This is a genomic window from Mariniblastus fucicola (assembly GCF_008087665.1).
Lineage (GTDB): Bacteria > Planctomycetota > Planctomycetia > Pirellulales > Pirellulaceae > Mariniblastus > Mariniblastus fucicola.
In genome coordinates this window covers 2,407,890-2,431,033 of record NZ_CP042912.1, presented here as the reverse complement: position 1 = coordinate 2,431,033, position 23,144 = coordinate 2,407,890, and the positions used below count along the sequence as shown (strand labels likewise).

Here is a 23,144-nt window from a genome sequence, read left to right as displayed (position 1 = left end):
ACTGGTGTCGTTTGGTGAAGTTGGGCCGGAACTTGCGGCCGCAATGGACAATGAACAGAAAACACCCTGTCGCTCGATCGAAACACTCAAAAAAGACCGAACGATCACCGAGAGCAACGGAAAAATTGGTCGAGTCAAAGGCCTGTCCGATTCAGAAGCGAAACGAGTTTTCAAACATATCGAACTTGAGCGTGTAGATGAACAAGCCTTGACCAGCGCGATCCTCGAGAAACTTCGAGATACCGTCACCGCTGGTGATGCGAAAAGTGCGTTTGAGAATTTGATGTGGTGGATTGTCAATGCGGCTGAGCGGCAACGCAGAATCACCCGAGCAATTAGCGTAGGAAAACTGAGTCAAATCGGAAGGTTTCTTTCTGAGCGGGCGGCGTTTGAGCATGAATGGAACATCTCAATCAAGCCCATTCAATTGCCTTCATCAAAGGCCGACATCGAAAAACTCAAGAGCGACTATTTCCAAGGTGGTCGAGTTCGAGTTGAACACATCCACGCTGAGTTGGATGTTCCCCGAGAACACCTGTTAAATGAAGTTCATCAAGCGTTTTCAAAAAACAATGTTGTTGTCGTTCGAGCCGCATCTGGTCAAGGCAAGACCACTTTGGCCTATCGCTACTTGATAGACAATGTACCGAACGACTTTAGATTTGAAGTTCTTCGCGCATCTGACCTTCAACACGCGCGCAGATTGGCGACCGCGATTTCCGGTCACACAAAAGCTTTGGAAATACCAACCGTCGTTTACGTCGATGTTCGTCCCGGAGATCAATTCTGGGTTGAAACAGTCCGTGAACTTGCCAGCGAGCCGGGAATTCGCGTTCTGATTACGATTCGAGAAGAAGACTGGTTTCGTGCGCAAGTCACCTCAGATGACTTTCGTTTTTCTGACGTCTCGCTGCCCTTTGATCGGGGCGTGGCGTCTTCGATATACGAAACGCTAAGGACAGGAAACCAAACCAATTTTCTGAACTTCGACGAAGCATGGGCGAAACTAGGAGAACGAAAAACGCTTTTTGAATTTGCTTACCTTGTAACTCAAGCAGAAGACCTTGCCCAAAAAATCAAATCTCAAATTGCAACTATTCGAGATCAGGCAAACTCTGGCAACTTGAGCGGCGACGAACTGCAACTCTTGAGACTTGTGTCAGTCGCCACCGCGTTCGAAGCACGGCTGGATGTTTCAAGAGTCGACGAATCACTACAAATTCCCGACCTTTCAAGAGCTCTGGAGCGGTTTAATAACGAGTATTTATTGCGGACAACCAATGATGGGAAATGGGTCGAGGGCTTTCATGCAATTCGAAGTGAGATAATTGCTGATGAGCTGACGGATGAGGCCTTTTCGCCACGCCACCAACTGGAAGCAGACGTCATAACCCTACTCAACGAGGAAGACCTTGAACACTTTCTCTTGAGTGCGTTCAGCCGACGCGATGAGCAACCTGTCGAAATCCTTCAACAGCTAAGTCAAATCAACTTGAATTCCTGGCTCGGTATCAAGTCAGTAATGACGGCATTGCATTGGCTTGGCCTTCGCGAATACGCGGAAGCCAACGAAGAACTTATTTCCAATGTGAGAAAAGCATTTGGAAGCGCTTGGTGGTTCATGCTGGATTGGGACTTGGCCCAGATCAAAGGGAAGGGAGGTTTCCAAATTGTTGAAAGCCTCAAGAACCTATCCAAAGAACATGAATTTGCGGCAGACTCAATACCCACGCTGCAAAGCCAGCAATCCGACAAGAACGATGTTTTCGAACACTGGTCGAAATGGCTAAGACGAGTTGACATTGAGTTACCAGAACCTACAAGTGAATCGGACTTTGTGGCAGCTTCTGAAGTGCTGTACTGGCTTGGCCATTTGGGTCTTCAAGGCAGTGTTCGCGCGGCTTGGGTGAAGTCGAAGGATTTTCTTTCGAATAGCTGCGAGGATTTACCAATCCAATTGTTTTCAAGGCTTGCCTGCGGCGCACAAAAGTATAATTCCGAAGTTTATCAAGCATGGCTAGAAAAGAATCGGCAAAACGTTGAAGCAAGATTTCGTCAGGCCGCTGGTGTATTCGCTTTGGAACACGAAAAGGCAGACGATTGTCTGACCAGTCACTTCATCATTGACATCGAACGCGAAGCAAGCAATCTCAGCATCGGATCTGAAGAAGCAAACATCAACGATATGGCGGTTCAACGAGTCGATGCGGCATCATTTTGTTTATCCGGATACCAATCTTACGGTGCGAGTGGATATGGGCATCGTATGGCTTTCGTTTTCGATACTCTCGGTGACGACTCGCACAAGCGAATGCCGATCGAGAACATAGTTATGCCATGGCTTCCTTCATTCAATGCATTGAGCCGCGGTGTCGTTGTTCGCCAGTTCCGGCCAAATTCATGGAGTGAGTATTTTTCAAAGATCCATCGGATGCGATCACTCGTCATTAGATCAATGGTTGAACTTCGTAAAGCGATTCGCACCACTCAGCGAACAGGTAAGATTGGGCTAGAGGATTCAGAAACGTGGCGGGAAACGAGTTTGGAATTGACAGGAAGTTTGTTTTTGCCACAAACCGCAGTCGATCCGTGGGGGTTCGAATCAGAGTCACGGAGAGAAGAGCCACGAAATCGAAACAAAACGACAGCGATTTCGATTTTGGATAATTTCAACAAGGCGATAAACGAGTTTACAAGTGACGTTAGTGCGTTCATGGACAAGGCGGAAAAGTCTCTCGCATATTTGCACCATTACCGAAATGCTCGAGACAATGCGAAGCGCCAAGCCATCGTTGCAAAAGCAAAAGAGTTAAAGATCAGTGATGAAACGGTTCGCTTTTCGGTAATTCATGGATTTGACTCATGTATTGAGCTGCAAAAGGTACATTTGGAAGAGAGGTTGCTGGCCGATTCTGGAACGGTGTTTCCATACAATGATTCATTCAGAATTCAGGAGACTGCGGAGATTGAAAAAACGCTGCGATCGTGGTCGCATTTTACATTTCCCGAAGAAGTCGCTGAGAAACCAGCAACCGGCAGCTCTAGAAAGAAGAATAAAAGATCATCTCGGTCAAGAACTCCAGTGCTTCGAGATTGTTTGCGAAAAACAAGAAACAGAGTTGCCGATTCTCTGAAGCAACTCACGAAACACGGCATCTATGCTAAAGTAATTTCCGAACGAGTCCGTTGGGAGGATAATTCAGCACTTTGGATATCGTTCAATGTTGATCATCCGATTTCGTCGCTCATCGCGATTGAGAAAATGTGGTCGTGCCTGCTCGAAGCCTTTAAGCCCGACCGAGACAAGATTGTAAGAGCGAAAACGATCGAACTTAACTGGAAACGGATAGTGCTTGTCCCGTTGGTGCTTGGAAAGAGTCTTGAAGGTCAAGCCCTGCCTCACATGAATGGCGTTGTTTGCGGATTAGACGAAGAACTTGAAGCCAACGAATGTCGTCTCGGCCCAATGTCAATACCACAGGAATCTTTGAATCGACTTGAACTGAAATGCTGGGCCCGTCATCCAATATGGGATGTATTCGACAACTTTACCGTTGCGTATCAGGCTTTGTTCTTCCACGTCGATCACATGGCAGATTTTCAACGATGCAACGTCGAGCTTGACGATTTGGGCGAGGAAATTTTCAAGAAGTATTTGGAGAAAGAGCAAGGTCGAACAAATCCACTGCTTCAGGCAACCTTTGACTCGGCTGCGGAAGTGTTTCAGCATTTTCCTGAGATAGACGAGGATGTTGTCAGCCAACGCTCCGACATATTCAATTGCATGCAACTGATCGTCGACATGCAGGATTCGCTCTATCCAAAGGAAGGGTTTAGTGAAGAAGCCCGATTGACAATTGACGAAATTGCAGAGTGGCGCGACCGGATGAAAACCGGATTTGAACTATTGGGTCAAGCTCGCTACATGTGGATTGCTGATTCGCTGAACTTACCAAGTTTTGAATTCCCGACTTGAGCCAGGTTTGGGCATTGACCAGAGCTCAAAAATCTCCAATAGCTAAAAAAAGCACCAACAATTGTTGGTGCGGAAGTGAATCACTTCCTTCGACGTCGACCTCTTTGTTTTGGCCGAGTCGAATTTCTGATTTGGCGATCGCGGAAGCGATTAATCCTCCGCTGACCAAGACGAACACGATCCATGATGATGTCAGCCAACCGATCAAAGTGGCTGCGCCGATTGCGGTCCAGATTGCATGTTCGTTAAGTTTTTGACGTGCATTCAATAGATGCCTCTTGTGTTTCTTCTTCGGTCAACTTCATCCCAATCGACCATGAGTGGCTCTTGGCGCTCTTCGATTGGAATCGTTTCCCGCAGAGCGCTGAAACCCAAGGATCTGATGGTTTGAAATGTTTCGCCAGTTTGGCTGGCGACTTCTCGTTCGAGTTCGCGTTGTGTCATTCTGTGACTCCATTAAAAAACCCGAACAAGCGGAGTGCTCGTTCGGGCGTAGGTTGTGAAATGGTTGAAGTTGCCTAAAGGCAACGGAGTAGGTAAGAGGTTAGCCTTGAGGCAACCAGTGCTTCTCAAGCCAACGACGTTCTGCCGCCAAGGCTTGAGACCGCATGCTGAACGGACCAAGGACTGGCCCATCAACAGGTTCCATATCTGCGATCCACCGTCCGCCTGGAATAGGCTCGACATGGGAACCTCGCCGGATTTTGATTCGGCCAAGTTGTTGAAGCGGGATCGTTTCGTCGTAGATACAACGAGCGTTTCCTGAACTGTCGATGATCAACTGCACGGTCACCTCGCTTTCCGAAGAATGTTACGGCGTGGACGATCAATCATCATGCCGTCAAGACTTGCCTGGACAGCTGACATCTGACTGGCGATTCGTTGCCGAAGAGCATCGTTGTCTCGGAGGCTTTGTGGCTGGACGCCACGGACAACCGACTGAGCTTGTTCGACCAATTGGTCAAGCTCCTCGCTGTTGCCAATGTTCAACTCACGAAACCTCGCAAAGAAGTCAACAAGGTTCGTGATCGTCGAATCGCGAAACGTCTTTTGCTTTCCGCTTTCGTCAGACGAAAGCCGTTCGACCAGATGCTCAACCAGTTCAGCGAGCTGCTCCTGGAACATTTGCTCAGCCAATTCAACCGCGTTGGAGAACTGCGACCGTACCCGATCGCATTCTCGCTGGTAAATGGATGGGCTGAGTCGCCTCAGGTAGTCTGGCGCATCCACAGAAGGGAAGTCCCAAGAGACATCGAACTCATTTGAAAGGGTCGAAGGATAGTCGTCCTGATCAAAGAGTGATCCAAGATGAATTCTGGCCGCCTCTTTCAAGTCCCAGAAGTGGTTGTCGAGTTCGACTACGGCAGCTTCGAGCTGACCTTTGAACCCAAGCAGCGACGAATTGAAATCATCGACGGCCTCGTTCCGAATCAGCCTAATCCCGCTCTCCGGGTAAGGTAGGCTTGAGTCTCGCCAGTAGCGATTGATTTGACTTTTGATCGAGGTCAGCGCCCGGTAGCTTTCGTGCTTCGTATCAATCAGTCGTTTGGCAGCGCTAATCGCTGCCCCTTCGGCGCCGAACGATTCTGCAGCACGTGACTTCTGATCTGAGGTAAGCGATTTGCTAGTGCCGAACCATTTGAATTTGACTCTGCACGCAAGAAAGTTGTCTCGCACACGATTGACTGCCGAAGTTTCGGTGGTCGATTCTTGTGCGGTTTCAGCTTCAATGGCTGTACTCATGTTTTCTCCTTGAATGAAAAAAGCCCCCAGCAAATTTGCCGAGGGCTTTGAATTGGTGTGAACATAAATAGCGTCAATGAAACAGGACGCTAACGATTTTCTGGTCGGGCTCTTTAGGCACCGGGGGCTCGTCCTCGAATGTGACAAGCAAAAGTTTTCCCGTTTGCACGTTCAGCAAGCCACGCCGATGATCGACGGCGTTGAAGTACGAACGAACCGAAGCAACGTCGTCCGGAGTAAACACAGTGTCCTTGTCTCGCGAATGCAGGTAATGCCGATAGACGTCGTGAGACTCGGCTCCCATTTCTTCATCCCAGTAGGTCAGTGCCGCCCGAACAATTGCCAGATGTTTGGAGTTCAACATGACGGGTCCCTTTCGTTTCTTAGTTAAGCGACGGATCGCGTCTGACCTTGCGTCGCGAACTGGAACTTTTGCGGTACTGATAGATCCCTCCTTTCTCTGCATCAAGGCATCGTCCGTTGGCCCAGGTGCGAAGTCGTTCTACGGACTCACCTGCCGTTGCAGAAACAGGAACAACGTTGGTTGCCGCCTGTTTGAGCGGGACATCAAGCAGTGCTGACAATCGACAGCAAGCTCGCACTTCGGCCCCCGTCCATCCTTTGTCATTAGGAAGAGACTGATCTCTATCAAGCTCAAACGTCGAGATATACTGCTGCCAGATTGCGCCTTTTTCTTCGCGGCTTGGAAGATCTAGAAAAACGATTCCGTCGAAGCGTTCGGCTCGTGTCAGCTCAGGCGGTATCTTGCTGATGTCGTTGCAAGTGGCAACCAAGTAAACGTTCGAGGTATGGTCGTTCATCCAGGAAAGCAACGTTCCAAACAAGCGAGACGACACTCCCGAATCTGATTGGCCAGAACCCGCTGCGCCGCTCAGTGCCTTTTCCAACTCGTCGACAAACAGGATGCAAGGCGCCATCGCATCAGCGATCTGAAGAGCCCGTCGGATGTTCGCCTCAGTTTGGCCTACAAGGCTTCCCATGAGCGCACCAATATCGAGAACAAGCGTTGGCCGGTCCGTCTCCTTGCCAAGGCTTTTTGCGAATGCCGACTTGCCGGTACCAGGTACACCCAGCAACAAGACACCGCGTGGTCGCCTCAACGGCTTGTCCCGGTTCGGTTGAAGCAAACATCGCTTCGTGAACGCCTTCAAGTTTTCGAGGCCGCCCAACGAATTGAAGTCTTCTTCACCGTGATAGAGCTGCATCAATCCTGACTTCTTCAGCATTCCCGCCTTCAACTCCCAGATCGCATCTGGCTCGATGCGACCTTGGCGTACCAAGCTAAGGCTAAAAGCATTTTCCGCTTCAAGTCGAGTTAGCCCGGCCGCAGCATCGAGTACCGTTTCAAGCTTCGCTCCGTCCGGAAACTCGCCTTCTTCGGTTGCGATCGAACGAACAATTTCTTCAAGCTGTTCACGATTGGGTAGCGCATGCTCGATGACGACGAACAGCTTTTCCAATTCGTTAGGGATCTGGGCTGTTGGAGACAAGCCGATTACGATGGTTCGGTCTTGTTTTCCCGACAGCAGTTGGTGCTGCAAAGCCTGAAGGACTTCCGTCGACGAGATGAACTTGTGCAAGTTGTTCATTACCAATACGGCTGCTCCATCGTTTGTTGCCATCGCATTAACGGCCTTGATCGCTGCCAGCGGATCATTCGCCTCTAGCAAGTTTTCACCAGTGCCAACAACCAGGCCTCGATCAATATCCCACGTCGCCAACTGCCAGTCTTGCTCTTGGCAAAGCTGCCGAATCTCGGCAGCCGCTTCGTGGGTTTCATGAGTCTCAATCCAAATGCCTGTAAAGCATGCGGACACCAGCTCGTGAAGCTTTTCTTTCAACATGATTTGTCCTTTGAAATAAGAAACGGCTGCAATCCCGCTTGTGGAATTACAGCCGTTTGGTTTTTGTTGTCCGTCACTGCTTAGTTAGAATTCTCAACGGAGTTCTGTGACGGTGTTTGGGTATGGAACTCAGGCTTCAACGTTTCACCTGAGCGTTTACCGAGAGCTGACTCGATAAACTTGCTTCCTTCTCGGCAGCTATTCCCGTCAAAGCCCTTGGTTTCGACTTGGCTTTCACCATTTGGTGAAACCACAATTTCGATAGTCTTCAAGCTACACCTCCCACGCGGACTGTGAGTTTGATAGATCCGTTATCGAGTCGCTGTTCGACCACAGAGTGGCCTTTCTTTCGCGCTTCGATTTTGACCTGTTCAGCGGCATAAGCTTGCAAGAACTGATCAAGGAATTCTTGCGAACCCCAGCGTCCGTTGTAGTTGTCAAATCGAAGTTCGCCAGTCTCCGTATTGGCGACAACAGGATACTTCCAATTCGGCAACTCGAATCCAAGTCCGGTCTCCTTCGAGTTGTAAAGCTCGAACGTACCACGAGTTGCCTTGGGTAAATGAAGTCGCTTGCATGCCGATTGCACGGCAGCCTCACTTCGCACTTCGGTCTGTATCTTTACGATGTGTGAGATGTTGTATCTCCTTGTTTAGGATTCTGTTTGGTTTGCAAATTCGCACGACCGCTTTCTTTTGATTCATCGATGAGCCGTAAGTTCGGCGCCGCGATCAATCGTGGCGTGGTCGACACAAGTTCATGAATCAGGATGGAGTTGACTTCCTCCTGTTTCACCGAACTCTGTGCCGAACTCCAGATCAGGTAGGCGCATAATAAAAGCGGCGAGATTGCCGCGATTACGACTGCCAGAAAGCGAAAGCCCTCTGACCAGGCCAGTTCTGATCTTCGCTGCCGATGAATGTCTCGGCGATCCTGCTCCAGCCTTTCAAATTGTTCGTTGAGTGCGAACCGTTCATTCTGTAAGCATGTCCTTTCCTTTTGAAGTTCTTTGTTGAGATCAACGAAGTTCTCGTTCGTCCTCACGACGTTTGAATTGACATCGTTTTGTGAACGAACCATTCGTTCGGCCATGTTGGCCATCCGCTCGGATTCACTACTGCATCCGAGCGTCATTGTTGTGGTCAGGATCAATGTTCCCACCGCCAACATTTGCTTCATAAGCATTTCTCCAATAGTTGATGGTTTGTCGTAGCAGCTCTTCCAATGCCTTTCGCCGACTTCGTTCACGGATAAAGAGAACGGTCAGCACAAGGATCAAAATTGAGTTGCCGCTGACGAATGCTGTGATCAAGATTCCTCCTTTGTTGGTCTGCGTGCTAACACCCTTCACATACACATGACGCATTTCGGGCGTTTATTTAGATCGGGGTTTGGTTTTAGGCGGTTCATCACTTGATTGCTTGCTGGCATTGCTCGTTCGCATCGCATTTTTGAAGCATGCTTCCATCCAAATGCGTATCAAATCGTTGAGATTCATGTTTGTGTTTCTCATTTGCTCCTTTGCATAAAAAAATCCGGATAGCCAATGACCATCCGGAGGTTGAAAGTAGTAAATTGTCAAAAATTTCAATCGCTACTCGGCGCGTGGGTGCCGCGTTGACTCAAACCCCTCCAGGGGTTCAAACTTGAACACCGAGTTGCGAACTCTCTTGAAGTAACGGGCTGCCTGGCTTTCATCGACGACAGGAATCCATGGATCGGCGACGCCGAGCTCTTGCATTCGACGATGCAGAGCCATCGCATAGCCAACTTCCGTTTTGAAAATCCCAAGCTTTTCTGCCACGTCAACATGCTTTTCACCAGTATTGACCATCCGAACAACGTCATTGAGGAATCGAAGACGCTTTGGCTTTTTGGCCAAGTCAACAATCCGATCAAATTGCAGCAACTCCATATCAGAACTTCCTACCAATGGAGCCAGACAAATTCGAAATGCAATCCGTGGCTGCACATGTCCTCCATTTGCAAGCTGATACGGCAATACAAAGAATTCCGTAACGACAGATTTCATCAGTCTTCCAAATTCCTCGCACTCAACTGCCAGATTGCTGAATGTTTCATCTGACACGGCAGTGATCTCTTCCAGTGATGGAAGTTCTTCACGCTGTCCGCAATCTTGCTCAAGTTGGTACCTCCGATCTTCCAGCAGTTGGATTTTGGATTCACAAGATTTCACCTTCTGCAAAACAGAAGGACTTGAACCGAGTTCACCAAGCGCCGCAAGGAAATTCTCAAGGGCCCCTTTTTCCTTCGCCAACTCCTTTTCAATACGCCCCAATTCAGCATCCTGAGCAGCTCGAAATTGAGCACGTTGGTTTTCGTACTCAGTTACCCAATGCACGTCGAAAGAAGGAAGCCCGCGAACCAATTCGCGAATGTCACTTGTGACCACTTCGGCTACTTGAGCGGCATCAACGGACATTGCATTCCAGCATGTGTATACACGCGCGCCATTGCACATCATCCGCCCTTTGCGTCCATGTCCGCCATGAACAAAAATTCGCCCACAGACGCCACAACGAAGGTGTTGCCCCGGCCAACGTGTCCGCTTCCGAGCAACACCTGCACGAGGGTCGTTTTTTCGCTCCTTTGATCGCTGGTACTTCTTGTTGCGCTCATCCAACTTGCGAATCAAACGATCCCAGCGGTCAGGCTCAAAAAAAGCCAGATGCGGAACCTGGCGGACCAACAACTCCTCTGGCGGAGCATTAATGCACTCTGGGCGACCATTCTGCTTCCGTCGAACTTTTTTCTTGTTGCGATGCCTTTCACCTTTAAGAATCGGGTTGTATGTCAGGCGTTTCACCATGGCACCTGTCCACTTGTCTTCTGTGCAGTACTTTCCAGTCGGAACATTTTCTGAGTTCAACCAACGAGCGACTTCAGCATAGGTTGCGTCGTCTTCAAGCATGGAAACCCACTTCTCATAAACGGCATCAGCCTCAGGATCTTTTTGGACCTCTTCATCCGAAGCCCCTGGATGCGGTTTGATGTACCCATACTGGAGACACATAACGATCTCACCATTGGCGAAGCGGTTCCGCAGAGTCCTCCGAATGCGGCGTGCGGTATCTTTGCAAAACGCTTTGTTCTTCAGAGATGTGAAAACTGCGGCGTATTCCCAACCTTCGATGGAGGTATCCACCGGATCCCCAATACCAACAACACGGGTTCCCAAAGCTTCCGCTTCTTCACAGAAGATGACTGCCTGGAGCCGACGGATGATACGACTCAGATCTTCAGCGATCACGAAATCGTAGTCTCCTGTTGCCACCAGATCGCAGAGTTCGAGAAACTCCGTGTGGTCCAAGATTTGACCACTTCCCTGATATGCGATCACTCGCAACTCGTAGTTGTCGCGTCCGTAAGTGCGATCCAGCCATTCCCGATAAAACGCCTCTTGATCCTCCCAAGACTTTTCATCCTGATTCTCACCAGAGATACGCGCGACACCGATTCCTTCGAATTTGGTGCCATTCTTCGGTTTCGTATAGTCATAAAACGACATAGGGTTCTCCATATCGGAGACCGCGACGTTGACACAGTGTGCCAAAACAGATGACTAAGGATGACAATTGTTGACCAAACTTGACCACAGATCCGAATCACAAATGTGGTTGAATCCTCGGAATTTACCGAGTAGACTCACGTTTTTGCGTGGTTCTTAAAATCCGTGCAAAGGTATCGTAAAAACCTTCCGTTGTCGGACCTCAGTCAAAAGGAATGCCATGGCCTCACTCCCACGAATGGACCGTTCCGTTGTGAAGCTCACGACGCTAGATCAACAGGGACTCGACTCAGGTGCTCCCAACGCAACCCCGGCTGAGCGTTTGCTCATGGTTTGGCCTTTGACACTAACCGCTTGGGCATTCAAGGAGCCAAACGTTGTTCAACCCCGACTTCAAAGACATGTTGCGCGCGTTATCCGGCGCGAAGATTGATTTCCTGCTCGTCGGTGCTTATGCCGTCGCTGCCCATGGCCATCCACGCGCTACTGGCGACCTCGATCTTTGGGTTCGTCCGAGCTCCGAAACTGCGCCCCGTGTCTACCGCGTCCTCGCTGAATTTGGAGCACCGCCTCACGATCTAACAATTGATGACTTGGCTAAACCCGGCATGGTCTTTCAGATCGGTGTCGAACCTTCACGAATTGACATACTGACGGCAATTTCTGGCGTTGACTTCGATCAGGCGTGGGGCAACCGGCTTTCTATTGAAATCGATGGTATTGAACTTTGCGTGATCGGCCGCGACGATTTGATCGTAAACATAAGAGCTTGTGGGCGTCCCAAAGATATTGCAGATGCAGAAACCCTTGACCCTACCAATTCGTAGCAAGATGGTCCAACAACCTGGTTTTTACACTGAGGCCTTCGGCACACCTTGACTCTTTGGTAACGAGCCAAAGCCTTGGTACAATTTCCGGTAGTTCAGGCATCGTTCGCTTCGTTTAGGACGGTGTCTTAAAACCTATCGTTCGGCGAACATTGAAATGAACAACGAACTAAAACCCAATGATGCCGCTCCAACACCTCCGATCGTACTGATCGCAGTAGGGTTTTTGGTCGGTGCTGTCGTCGTCGGCGCATGCTGGCTGTCCTCCCGGACGACGGAATCGCATGGTGACGATATTGTCCGAAACGTCACTGTCGACTACATGTACGAGACCGGCCCAAGCTCGGCATCCGGAAGCGAAGAACTGGCGGTAGATTCAATCGAGTTTTTGCCCGGATACGTCGTTATGACCGACAACCGTGGCAGAACTCAATTACTTGCACTCAATCGGCTTCGCAAGTTCAACTATTGGCCGAGCGACAAGTAGCGCGTCGCCAAACAGTCACCTAACATGGTTCTTACGCTGCAGCCTCGGCAACCCGTGGCGGTTGGGCATCGCAGTGGCCTCCGTTTGCAACGTACTCAGATTCAGGGCTGGAACGCCTGAGGATTTCACCAGGCACTGTCTGATAAATTGATTTTCATGTCGTGGCCGGCGGTCCGTTGCGCTTTTTGAACGGCGGCTAGCGCCTTGCCGCTCACATTTAACAAACAGCGTCTGGCGTGCGATCAGTGCTGATCCGTATTCCTAAGTCCCTCGCGCTGAATTTTTGTCTGCCGTGTTCTTTTATTGGTTGGTTTCGGCAGGAGATTCGAATTCGCGACCGAGCAGTCGATCCAGAATCGCGGGACAGGCGGCTTCGATCATGTCGAGCACTGTCTCAAACCCGTCGGCTCCACCGTAATACGGATCGGGTACGTCTTCCGGCCAATTGTCGTCAAGGAAGTGGCTGAGTAGTCGAACGTTTTCGGCAGATGAGTCGATCGACATTATGTCGGCGAGGTTCTGCCGGTCCATCGCGATGACCAAGTCAAATCGCTCCAGATCGTCGGCGGTTATCTTCCGTGATCGGCTGAGCAGGTCGTAGCCTCGTTGCGACGCGTGGTTTCGCATGCGGCGATCGGCGGGGTTGCCTTCGTGGTAGCCAATCGTGCCAGCAGAATCGATTTGGATTTGGTCTTCGAGGCCTCGCTGTTCGACCAGGTTCTGCAGCACGCCTTCTCCAGTCGGCGACCGACAGATGTTTCCAAGGCAGACGAAGAGTACGGATTTGGGAGCGGTCATCGGAGGAACATTCAAGGTATCAGAATCTGTGTCTGTTTCGTCGAATGATAACACGTGAAGGTTTGGATGGGATGACCTGTGAGTGGTTTGCCCGCGAATGACGCGAATGGGACGTGAATTAATGCGATGACAGGCTGGAAGCTTGGCCCACCGAGGGATTGGAAGTCCACGAATCACACGAATCGGCACGAATGAGTTCGGGTTGATGGGGGAAGCTGCGGATGGACACAGATTGCTACAGATGAGGTGCTTGGCTGCATGTCCTTTGCGCGTCTGCGCCTTTGCGTGAGGCATTGGTTGCACTGGATCTGTGATGGCTTCGAGTTGCGGGAGTCGGGGCCCGCGAATAACGCGAATGGGACGCGAATTGAAATGCATTGACAGGCTGGAAGCCTTGCCCACCAGAAGTTTTGACGTCCACGAATCACACGAATCGGCACGAATGAGGTGCGTGGAAACCACAGATGAGGTGCATGTCCTTTGCGCCTCTGCGCCTTTGCGTGAGGCGTTGGTTGCACTGGATCTGTGGTGGTTTCGAATGGCGGGAGTAGGTGGCCCGCGAATGACGCGAATCGGACGCGAATTGAATGCAATGACAGGCTGGAAGCCTGGCCCACCCGACGCTACGCAATTTGCATTCATATTCGTGGCGATTCGTGTGATTCGTGGACAACTTTCGAACCCACCGACGCCGTCTTCTGTCGCTACCGAACAGAGCCAACAAAAAAAAGCTGCCGGTCACCGAATTTGAAATTCACTAACCGACAGCCTCACCAATTTTGCCACAACTAGAACCGCCACGGCGGGCGAACCTTAACGGACGAACTGAAGTTCTAAGCCAAAATTCCGTCGATCAGTTTTCCGTGAACGTCCGTTAACCGCATGTCGCGACCGGACCAACGAAACGTGAGCCTTTCGTGATCCACGCCCAACAGGTGCAACATTGTCGCATGCAGATCGTGAATCTCGACTTTGTTTTCGATCGCTCGGTAGCCAAATTCGTCCGTCGCGCCGTAAATGGTGCCGCCCTTGATGCCGCCGCCGGCTAACCACGAGCTAAATCCATACGGGTTGTGATCGCGACCATTCTTCCCCTGCGCAAAGGGGGTCCTGCCGAACTCTCCGGTCCAAATCACCAACGTTTCCTCAAACAGGCCTCGTTGTTTCAAATCAGCCAACAACGCGCCGATGGGTTGATCGACAGCCAGAGCATTCTTTTCGTGTCCGTCACGGAGCCCATCGTGTTGATCCCAGCGATCACCGCGGACTTTGGGACAAGTCAACTCGATGAACCTGACACCACGTTCGACCAGTCGTCTGGCCAACAAACATTGCCGAGCATAAATCTGAGTCGGCTCGAATTTCGCGTTCATCCCGTAAGCTTCTTTTGTCGCCGCGGTTTCATCGTCCAGATTGGTCAGATCGGGAACAGCCGATTGCATTCGAAACGCCAGCTCATAATTTTTGATCGCCGATTCGAGTTGATCATGCACGCCATCGCGTTGCATCGCGGATTGATCGAGCGACGCCAACAGATCAAGCTTCGCTCGCTGCAATCCGGGCTTCTTCTCTTGAGGCAGAATGTTGGCGACCGGCATGTCTCCGGATTGAAACGTCGAACCCTGAAAGGCCGCGGGGAGGAACCCACTGTTGAAGTTATCCAACCCGCCCGGCGGAACGAGGCCTCCGTTGAGCACGACGAAGCCTGGCAAGTCCTGATTTTCGCTACCCAAACCATAGCTGGTCCAGGCCCCCATGCTCGGCCGGCCCTGCAATCCGGAACCGGTGTGCAGGAAGTAATTGGCATTGGTATGTTCAGAGAAATTGCTGGTCATCGATCGAACGACGGCCAGATCGTCGACGTGTTGAGCCACGTGTTTGAACAGATCGCTGACCGGAATTCCGGATTCGCCATACTGGTTGAATTTCCACGGACTGCCCAGCGTGTTGCCTGCGTTGTTGAACTGAGTCGGTTCGCGTTTGGCGGCGAAGGGTTTGCCGTTGTCTTTGGTCAGCCGTTCTTTGGGGTCGAAGGTATCGACCTGGCTGGGGCCGCCGTCCATGTAGAGAAAGATGACGCTTTTGACTTTCGCCGGATAGTGCGGATCGCCGAGAACTGGAACGTCGCGCGAACCAGCCATCGATGACTGCGCCAACATGCTGGATAGAGCCACGCCTCCGAATCCACAAGCGGCTTGGCGAAGCATGTCACGGCGCGACATTGCCATTGGACGGAAGTTTCCGCAGTGAGCTGAGTTTTTTCGGTTTCGTTTCATGAGCGTTTAGCTTTCTCAACCGTGATGGTCCGCGATCGGTTCTTCTGGCAATTGGTTGCTTTGATCAATCGCCCCCTAAAATTTGCCGGTCGACCAGGCATTGTTTGGTAATTGTGAGCGGCAAGGCGCTAGCCGCCGGTCCGTTACGTTTTCACCGGCGGCTAGCGCCTTGCCGCTCATGTACAGTGCCTAATTCAAATAGATAAACTCTTTGGTATTAAACACGACGTGACAGAAGTCCTTCCAAACTTCCGGCGAATCAACATCCGCGTCCAGTCGATTGGCGTGCGTCGTGATGAACGTTTTCGCTTTCTCCAATTCGCTTTCAATCGGCTTTCGCGCCATCGCACTCAAGTAAACGAACTCGATCCGGCCATCGACATCGTCGGCTGACTGCAACGCCTTGCCGGCGAATTTCTCAGCCTGCTGCAGGACGAAGGGATCGTTCATCAAAATCAAAGCCTGGGCCGGGACATTGGAGACCGTGCGTAGTCCGATCGCGTTGAACGGAATCGGAGTATCGAAAGCTAGCATCATCGGCGACAGGAAGTTACGCCGCGTTTCGATGTAAATGCTGCGCCGCCCTTCCCCGTCGATCGGTCCGGACTTTCCAGGACGCCCGCGGCCTTGCATGAAAGACGTGACGTGGATGCGAACCGAAGGCCCATACATCTTTTTGTCCAACCGCCCTGAGGCTGCCAACATCGAATCGCGGATGGCTTCCCCCTGCAATCGTCGCACGTTGGTTCGAGACAGGTAAACATTGTCCGGATCCAGTTCCTGACCGGATTCCGATGGCGTACTGCTACGTTGGTAGGCGTCGGTCAGCAGAATTTTCTTCACCAGCCGCTTGATCGACCAGCCGTTTTCCACGAATCCGTCTGCCAGGTGGTCCAGCAATTCAGGATGCGAAGGTTCGTCGCCGAGCACTCCGAAGTTGTCGACCGAACGCACGATGCCGCGGCCGAACAGGTGATGCCAAACGCGATTCACGATGACGCGTGAGGTCAGCGGATTGGAGGGATCGACGATCTGATTGGCCAATCGCAGTCGTCCGCTACCGCTTTCACGATCGAAGCCCGAATCTTCGTCAACGATCGCGGTCAGGAACTGTCGCGGAGCAACCTTGCCTAACATTTTGTGATTGCCACGAACGAAAACATGTTCGTTCTCAGGGAATCCATCCGTAATCGCCAACGCTTTCGACGGACGCGGTAGCTTGTTGTTGATATCGACGATCGACTGACGACAATCCCGAATTCCAGTTCCGACCGGGCCACCAACGAGGACTTCGTCCAGCCCGGATTCTAGCACCCACGACATGACCTCTTCCGCGTGCGGACCGTGCATGGCGTCTTTCACCAGTGCAAACGTCTCCTTGGCTCGCGACAGCGGATCGCCATCGGTTCGATCCTTCCAGGTAACAGCAGCCTCAGCCGGATCCTCCTGTGGAGGACGACCGTCGGGAGAAATAACAACTCGATCCACCGCAAAATATCCGTCGCCCGGATCCGTGAACTCCAACCAGGCTCGGCTGCCGAGGTGCAGATACAATTCCTTGCCAATCGTCAGCCATTGATATTCGTCATGGTTCACGTCTTTATGGATCAGCCCGTTGAACAGGATCGCGTTGTGCTCCAGCATTCGACAACCGTCGACGACCAGTTCGACGCGAGCTTTCTTTGCCTTGATGCGAACGTGAATGAATTTGTGTTTGATCTCGAAAGTCGAACTGTGAGCCATTCCCGCGAACTTCATTCCATTTCCGGCACTGGAGATCGTGTTCGGATGAGGCCATTGCAGCGACTCGCCGACAATCATCGACGGGCCAGCATTGGCAAACGCCTGGCCTTCCGTTTTCCAGTACCGTGGGTCGAGCGGGACTTCCGTGTTGGAAATGACTTCGGGGTCGATCGCGTCCAGGTCAACTTCCACGTACTCCGGGTGGCGATTGAGGACGGGCGCACTGGCGATGGCCTGACTCAGTTTCTCTTTCTTCGCATCGTCGTCGCCCGACAGAACCACTTGCAAACGATTGGCCGCGACGTCGACATCAGTGTTGGCCAGCGAATCGCGAAAGGCTTCCGTTAGCGTCGCAAAACGGTGTCGAATCGGAGCAACCTTCCTAGCAGCGTTTTCGAAAACTCGATCCTTGTCGACCACCGCACGATACTTTCGCGAGCTCTGCAAAAATCCGGACAACGCGTAGTAGTCCTGCGTCGAGATGGCATCGAATTTGTGATCGTGACATCGAGCACAGGCAACGGTCAGCCCGACGAACGATCGGCACATCACATCGATCTGATTGTCGACTCTCGCGGACTCATCGGCCTTTGAATCCACCGGACCGTGCGTGGCTTCTCCCAGGAACCAGAACCCGGTGGCCAGGACGGATTCGTCGAAATCGGAATCCGGATTGCGGCGAGGTGATTCGAGCAAATCGCCCGCCAAATGTTCGGTCACGAATTGATCGTAAGGCACGTCGGCATTGAAGGCTCGAATCAGATAGTCACGATACTTCCACGCGTCCGCAATCGGATAGTCGAACTCATGGCCGTGCGTTTCCGCGTATCGCGACAAGTCCATCCAATGCCGGGCCCAGCGTTCGCCAAAGTGCGGCGACTCGAGCAACGGGTCGATGATCTGTTCAAGCGAAACGGATTGCTCGATGACGAACTGTTGAGTCAATTCTTGCGTCGGCGGCAGTCCGGTCAAGTCAAAACAGACTCGTCGTAGCAGCGAGGAACGTTTCGCGGGACCGTTTGGATTCAGGCCTTTTTCTTTCAGCTTTGATTCGATCAGAAAGTCAATCGCTGCGGATCCAGCAACGCCGTCGGGCAACTGCGGCGGCGTGACGGGCTGCCAACACCAATGATCTTTCGCACGCGCTTCGATGTCGAAAGACTTCGCCGTTTCGATTTCGACATCGGAGTGCTTGGGCCAGGGAGCAGTGTCGCGGATCCAGTCCTCGAGGATCTTGATCTCTTCATCCGGCATCTTTGAATCCGGCGGCATCTCATAGACGTCGCCGTAGTGGATCGCCTGAATCAGCAAGCTGTTTTCCGGATCGCCAGGCACGATCGCGGCTCCGGCATCGCCGCCGACGATCATCGCATTCCGCGACTGTAGGCTCAGCCCACCTTCCGATTCTCCGTCAGCGTGACATTCGTAGCAGCGTTCGACCAGAATCGGACGGACTTTATTTTCAAAGTGTTCCAACTGCTGCGGCGTGAATCCGTCCTGCTGCGCCAACAGATCGGTGCTGGTCGCCTGCAACCAAACAACCGCCAACGTCACCAATGCGAGAGTGTATTTGTTCGAACCCATAACCTTGTTTGGCTAAACCCGTTGCAAGATTCTATTGTAGCACGAACGCGACGGTTTTCGTAAACAGCAATACGCCGCAATCGACAAATGGAAAGCGTCGTGAACGCGATTTCAGCATACTGCATTCATTCGCGGGCGGAATTCAAAAGCGATATTTCTTTGGCCACAAATGCGCACAGATAGGCATAGATCCCATGCAATAAATGGTCCATCGCGGATCTCTATGGGTCGAGGTCGAGTCCACCGCAGTAAAAGAAGATCGCTGTTTTGTAGTTTTGCCTGTTTCTGTAGCCGCCAACTCGTCGCTTGATCGATTGAATCTTGCTGTTGATTCCTTCGGCAACTCCGTTTGATATTCCACTGAAGGTGCAGTAGCTGACGACGTTGTCGATGCGAGTTTTGATCGTGCGTGCGACCTTCTTCATTGGCTCCAGCCGAGTGTGAATCACCTTGCGGTACCACCACCTGAAAAACTCTTTCGCCTCCTTGGCGGTGTCGTGATGCCAAAGATCGCGAAGCATCTCTTTGTAAGTCCATGCCTTGCCGGTTTCGAGTTTGAAAGAAAACAACGCATCAAGACGCTGCTGGCTTGATTCCTTGAGGTTGTCATAGTTCTTCAGAAACAGGTAACGAGTCCCTGTTAGCGTGTCGTCACCTTCGCTGCGGAGACGCTTGTTCTCTTGCTTGCGAACCTTGTCTACCGCTTCGTTGACCAGCTTCATCACATGAAAACGGTCGTGCACAATCTTTGTTTCTGCCAGGGGAATGTTGGACTTTGCAGCGTTCACAAAAGCAGAGCTCATGTCCATCGCGATGGCTTCGACGGTTTCGATTTGACCCGGTAAAAGTTGAGAAAAGCATTCGTTGGCGGCCTCTTTGTTGTGGCCTTCGGAGATCGCTTCAACCGTACTGTTGTCGAGGTCGTAAATCAGAGTAATGTAGTTCTGCCCTTTCTTGAAAGACTTCTCGTCGATGCCAATGTGAGGCAGTGGACTGGATTGCTTTCGAGCTTGCCCACGCTCGACGGCTCGCTCAAGAATCGTCCAGGTCGCTTCCCAGCCAGTTCGCAGAATCGTGCGAGCGCCTTCGATCGTTTGTGTTGCCTTGAGCAAGCGGATCGCAAAGGCCTCGAACATCAACGTGAAGCGACTGTTGGGACTGGACCAGGGAACTTGAACCAGTTTCACGCCGTGTTCGGGACAATCCACTCGGGGGATCGAAGCTTCCAGCATCGTCTTGAATTGGCAGCTGTCCAAGTGACGCCAGCGACGCGATGGAGAATGGTCATAGCAGCTCAATTTCTGATCGCACTGAGGGCAGCAGAACTTCGTGCCTTGTGCGTGACGCACACTAACGACGATCTCACCAAGTTCCATGTTCAGATCAACGTTCGATACTTCCCAAGGCGTCTCAATGCCAAGGATCTGTTGATAAAGTTCCGTGTCTTGCATTTGCGTTCTCCTTCTCGGAGAATTTTACAGGACCCACAAAATTCCGCGATGGACCCAATAAATGCCTCACGCAAAGGCGCAGAGCCGCAAAGGACATGCGGCAGCCCACCACCCAAACCTTGCGTCATTGCGTGAGCCCAACATCCATCACCCCACCTTTCATTCGTGCCGATTCGTGTGATTCGTGGACGTCCTTGGTGGGCCAGGCTTCCAGCCTGTCATTGCATTTCAATTCGCGTCATTCACGTCGCTTGAATTTTAAAAGCCACAGATGCACACAGGTGATCACAGATCTCATGCAACGAATGCCTCACGCAAAGGCGCAGAGGCGCAAAGGACATGCAGCAGCACACCATCCAAACCTTGCGCCATTGCGTGAGCCCAACATCCATCACCCCACCTTTCATTCGTGCCGATTTGTGTGATTCGTGGACAAACAAATTCGCGTCGCATTCGCGTCATTCGCGGGCAAACCACCCCCAACAAAAATCTCTGTGACAGCATTTCAACTGCCGCTCCATCCACCCTCCGCCACACAAGACACGCCGGCAATCAAATCTGATACAGTGGCAACACAACATGGCCAAGCCCACCGATGGAACAAACTGCACTCGCGTTCCCATCCGCGGTAAACCGACGCACCTACTCCAAAACAGAAAGCAATTGAGGAATCGCAATGTCAGACAACCCCTTCCAGTCTCCTGAGCATGCTATGCCGGTTCACACAGCCACGTCCATGAGCCCTGAACTCGCAGATCGAAGTTCCAGGTTTGTCGGTGCGCTCATTGACAGTATCTTGATGATCGTGATTCTGATGCCAGTCTCCTTCCTGATCATCATTCCGATTTTCGCGGGAAGCCTTCAGGAAGCGGGAAGCCTCACCTTCAATATCGGTTACATTCTTTCCGGGTTTGTAGTTAGTCAGCTCGTATTTCTGGCTCTCCAAGGCTACCTGTTAGCCAACAAGGGGCAGACGATTGGTAAGCTCGTCGTGAAGACTCAGATCCTCGACGAGCAAGGTCGAATCCCTGATTTCTGGCCTATGTACCTGAAGCGATACCTGGCGATGGCATTCATCTATTCAATTCCCTATATCGGCGGCGTAATATCTATTGTCAACGCATTGTTGATCTTCAGAGAAAGCCGCAAATGTTTGCACGACGATATCGCCGGAACGAAGGTCGTGAAGTTTTTTGGGCAATAAGAAGGCGAACGGCGGGACAGGATTCCAGCAAAGGTGGGATAGGCTTCCAGCCTGTCATTCATTACATTTCAATTCGTGTCATTCCCGTCGCTTGAATTTTTTAAAAGCCACAGATGCACACAGATAAGCACAGATCCAGTGCAACCAATGCCTCACGCAAAGGCGCAGAGGCGCAAAGGACATGCAGCAGCACTCCATCCAAACCTTGCGCCATTGCGTGAGCCCAACATCCATCACCCCACCTTTCATTCGTGCGGATTGGTGTGATTCGTGGACGACCTTGGTGGGATAGGCTTCCAGCCTGTCATTGCATTTTAATTCGCGCCCCATTGGCGTCATTCGCGGGCCCCAACTCCCACAATACGAAACAGCCACAGATCCAAGCACCTCATCTGTGTCAATCTGTGTCCATCCGTGGCTTCCCCCGTCTCCCCGCACTCATTCGTGCCGAATCGTGTGATTCGTGGACGTCCTTGGTGGGATAGGCTTTCAGCCTGTCATTGCATTCAATTCGCGTCCCATTCGCGTCATTCGCGGGCCCCACTCAACGCCTTTCGCGAACAAAGCGTCTTGCCTGCCATCAATCCAACACAGCGCGTTCACAGGCTGGAAGCCTATGCCACCTTCCCCCCAACAAAAAAAGCCGCAATGCGTCAAACGCACTGCGACCCGAAACACATCCCGCTATCCAAGCTCACCTCACACCGTCTCCACCGTTTCCGATTCCCCATCGCTGGTCTGCACCACACCGCCGCCCAAGCGGATCGAAACCGGATCACCCAACGGGCCGCTTTCCAGACGCGTATTCAGCCACGTAGCAGCCACCCACAAGTTCGCACCAAACGGAGTCGAATCTGGCATCGTGACCTCGCAACTCGACTTGCTCACCGTCCCCCACGCCGACCAGTCACTCAGCTGAGCCGGCGGGTGATCACCAATAAACGTATAAATCATCGCGCCACTCACCCCAGCAGGCTTACGCGTCCGACCGCTACGCAACTCAACATCGCGCAAATTGAACTTAACCGTATTCTGTCGCTGCGAACGCACCTCCACCAACGGCCATGTTTGCGGCGCAGGATGCTGAGTCGGGCTCTTGCGGATCGTGATCCCCAGCGCGCGTCGTTTCGCATCCGTCATATTCGCCGCGGCCTGACACAATTCCACCAATCGGCGAGTCAACGTCGTTAGCTCGGCACGCAACTGCCTGACCATCTCCACGAGATAAGGCGTCCGCGTCATCGGGCTGAGCGACGTATCGTAAGAAGTTTCAAACGCAGTTTGCAGCGCCGCGTATTCCGCCGCATCGTCCGCCGTCAAACCGTACTCCGTGGGATCTTTGCTGATCTCATTGGAAAAGTCACGGCAAAAGTCATTGAACCCGTGCAGGGTCGTTGGTAAATAGCTTCGTTTCATCCCAGATTCTTTCAATTGCTAAAGGGTATTAAACGCGACGCCTTTTGACCCCAATCCCCTGAGCATTTCAGCTCGATCCGCGCTAGTGCAGCGACACGGCAATCGCATTGGCAAGACACATTCTCGCCCAGAAAAAGCTTTCGGCGAGACAGTTTTGAAACTCTGGCAGCTTGAGCATTCTGCAAGCCAGACCAGGGGAAACATCCGTGGTCCAGCGGGACGTTTCGATAATCACAGCAGCGTCG

The 23,144-nt window shown here is 51.8% G+C and carries 17 protein-coding genes; 4 read left to right on the top strand and 13 right to left on the bottom strand.

The features are described from left to right. The first annotated feature begins 283 nt into the window (after positions 1–283). Positions 284–3,976, top strand: a complete 3,693-nt coding sequence (locus MFFC18_RS08945) for a hypothetical protein (protein ID WP_148618749.1) — start codon at positions 284–286, stop codon at positions 3,974–3,976. A 544-nt stretch (positions 3,977–4,520) separates the two neighbouring features. On the opposite strand, the gene MFFC18_RS08940 is transcribed toward MFFC18_RS08945, so the two are convergent. From MFFC18_RS08940 to MFFC18_RS08905, 8 genes are all read right to left on the bottom strand, one after another. Further along, positions 4,521–4,763: a hypothetical protein gene (locus MFFC18_RS08940; protein ID WP_084416867.1), complete on the bottom strand. Its 243-nt coding sequence runs from the start codon at positions 4,761–4,763 to the stop codon at positions 4,521–4,523. A 2-nt stretch (positions 4,764–4,765) separates the two neighbouring features. Next, positions 4,766–5,719, bottom strand: a complete 954-nt coding sequence (locus MFFC18_RS08935) for a hypothetical protein (RefSeq protein WP_075082869.1) — start codon at positions 5,717–5,719, stop codon at positions 4,766–4,768. Between the two features lie 73 nt (positions 5,720–5,792). Next, entirely contained in the window at positions 5,793–6,083 is a 291-nt protein-coding gene (locus MFFC18_RS08930) for a hypothetical protein (protein ID WP_075082870.1), read from the bottom strand. Between the two features lie 19 nt (positions 6,084–6,102). Next, positions 6,103–7,587 (bottom strand): AAA family ATPase, encoded by a 1,485-nt coding sequence (locus MFFC18_RS08925; protein ID WP_075082871.1) that lies wholly within the window; start codon positions 7,585–7,587, stop codon positions 6,103–6,105. 77 nt (positions 7,588–7,664) lie between these two features. Then, positions 7,665–7,838: a DUF2997 domain-containing protein gene (locus MFFC18_RS08920; RefSeq protein WP_315849985.1), complete on the bottom strand. Its 174-nt coding sequence runs from the start codon at positions 7,836–7,838 to the stop codon at positions 7,665–7,667. 14 nt (positions 7,839–7,852) lie between these two features. Beyond that, positions 7,853–8,173 (bottom strand): DUF1257 domain-containing protein, encoded by a 321-nt coding sequence (locus tag MFFC18_RS08915; RefSeq protein WP_238381188.1) that lies wholly within the window; start codon positions 8,171–8,173, stop codon positions 7,853–7,855. Positions 8,174–8,698: 525 nt separating this feature from the next. After that, positions 8,699–8,896, bottom strand: a complete 198-nt coding sequence (locus tag MFFC18_RS08910; RefSeq protein WP_148618748.1) for a hypothetical protein — start codon at positions 8,894–8,896, stop codon at positions 8,699–8,701. 282 nt (positions 8,897–9,178) lie between these two features. Beyond that, a complete protein-coding gene (locus MFFC18_RS08905) occupies positions 9,179–11,113 on the bottom strand; it encodes a recombinase family protein (RefSeq protein WP_162273910.1) in 1,935 nt (644 codons plus the stop codon). Between the two features lie 377 nt (positions 11,114–11,490). On the opposite strand from MFFC18_RS08905, the gene MFFC18_RS08900 reads away from it, so the two are divergent. Together MFFC18_RS08900 and MFFC18_RS08895 are read left to right on the top strand one after the other, a co-directional pair. Continuing rightward, on the top strand, positions 11,491–11,940 hold the full coding sequence (locus tag MFFC18_RS08900; protein WP_075082877.1) for a nucleotidyltransferase: 450 nt from the start codon (positions 11,491–11,493) through the stop codon (positions 11,938–11,940). Positions 11,941–12,097: 157 nt separating this feature from the next. Beyond that, positions 12,098–12,427 carry a hypothetical protein gene (locus MFFC18_RS08895; RefSeq protein ID WP_075082878.1) on the top strand — a complete coding sequence of 110 codons (330 nt, stop codon included), beginning with the start codon at positions 12,098–12,100 and terminating at the stop codon, positions 12,425–12,427. A 300-nt stretch (positions 12,428–12,727) separates the two neighbouring features. On the opposite strand, the gene MFFC18_RS08890 is transcribed toward MFFC18_RS08895, so the two are convergent. The 4 genes from MFFC18_RS08890 to MFFC18_RS08875 form a co-directional block, all read right to left on the bottom strand. After that, positions 12,728–13,225 carry a low molecular weight protein-tyrosine-phosphatase gene (locus MFFC18_RS08890; protein ID WP_075082911.1) on the bottom strand — a complete coding sequence of 166 codons (498 nt, stop codon included), beginning with the start codon at positions 13,223–13,225 and terminating at the stop codon, positions 12,728–12,730. A gap of 833 nt (positions 13,226–14,058) precedes the next feature. After that, on the bottom strand, positions 14,059–15,432 hold the full coding sequence (locus tag MFFC18_RS08885) for a DUF1501 domain-containing protein (protein WP_084416868.1): 1,374 nt from the start codon (positions 15,430–15,432) through the stop codon (positions 14,059–14,061). A gap of 258 nt (positions 15,433–15,690) precedes the next feature. Beyond that, positions 15,691–18,828 (bottom strand): DUF1553 domain-containing protein, encoded by a 3,138-nt coding sequence (locus MFFC18_RS08880; RefSeq protein WP_075082881.1) that lies wholly within the window; start codon positions 18,826–18,828, stop codon positions 15,691–15,693. Between the two features lie 221 nt (positions 18,829–19,049). Next, entirely contained in the window at positions 19,050–20,279 is a 1,230-nt protein-coding gene (locus tag MFFC18_RS08875) for an ISL3 family transposase (RefSeq protein WP_068267800.1), read from the bottom strand. 676 nt (positions 20,280–20,955) lie between these two features. Between MFFC18_RS08875 and MFFC18_RS08870 the strand changes: the two genes are divergently transcribed. Then, on the top strand, positions 20,956–21,483 hold the full coding sequence (locus tag MFFC18_RS08870; protein WP_075082963.1) for an RDD family protein: 528 nt from the start codon (positions 20,956–20,958) through the stop codon (positions 21,481–21,483). Positions 21,484–22,182: 699 nt separating this feature from the next. Here the strand turns inward: MFFC18_RS08870 and MFFC18_RS08865 are convergent. Next, complete coding sequence (locus MFFC18_RS08865) at positions 22,183–22,899, bottom strand: hypothetical protein (RefSeq protein ID WP_075082962.1); 717 nt, start codon at positions 22,897–22,899, stop codon at positions 22,183–22,185. Positions 22,900–23,144: the final 245 nt, after the last annotated feature.

Excerpts from the sequence above, each read along its gene's own strand:
- MFFC18_RS08945 (WP_148618749.1), top strand. The coding sequence starts at position 284 with ATGTGGTGGATTGTCAATGCGGCTGAGCGGCAACGCAGAATCACCCGA.
- MFFC18_RS08935 (WP_075082869.1), bottom strand. The coding sequence starts at position 5,719 with ATGAGTACAGCCATTGAAGCTGAAACCGCACAAGAATCGACCACCGAA.
- MFFC18_RS08930 (WP_075082870.1), bottom strand. The coding sequence starts at position 6,083 with ATGTTGAACTCCAAACATCTGGCAATTGTTCGGGCGGCACTGACCTAC.
- MFFC18_RS08905 (WP_162273910.1), bottom strand. The coding sequence starts at position 11,113 with ATGTCGTTTTATGACTATACGAAACCGAAGAATGGCACCAAATTCGAA.
- MFFC18_RS08895 (WP_075082878.1), top strand. The coding sequence starts at position 12,098 with ATGAACAACGAACTAAAACCCAATGATGCCGCTCCAACACCTCCGATC.
- MFFC18_RS08890 (WP_075082911.1), bottom strand. The coding sequence starts at position 13,225 with ATGACCGCTCCCAAATCCGTACTCTTCGTCTGCCTTGGAAACATCTGT.
- MFFC18_RS08885 (WP_084416868.1), bottom strand. The coding sequence starts at position 15,432 with ATGCTTCGCCAAGCCGCTTGTGGATTCGGAGGCGTGGCTCTATCCAGC.
- MFFC18_RS08880 (WP_075082881.1), bottom strand. The coding sequence starts at position 18,828 with ATGGGTTCGAACAAATACACTCTCGCATTGGTGACGTTGGCGGTTGTT.
- MFFC18_RS08875 (WP_068267800.1), bottom strand. The coding sequence starts at position 20,279 with ATGCAAGACACGGAACTTTATCAACAGATCCTTGGCATTGAGACGCCT.
- MFFC18_RS08870 (WP_075082963.1), top strand. The coding sequence starts at position 20,956 with ATGTCAGACAACCCCTTCCAGTCTCCTGAGCATGCTATGCCGGTTCAC.
- MFFC18_RS08865 (WP_075082962.1), bottom strand. The coding sequence starts at position 22,899 with ATGAAACGAAGCTATTTACCAACGACCCTGCACGGGTTCAATGACTTT.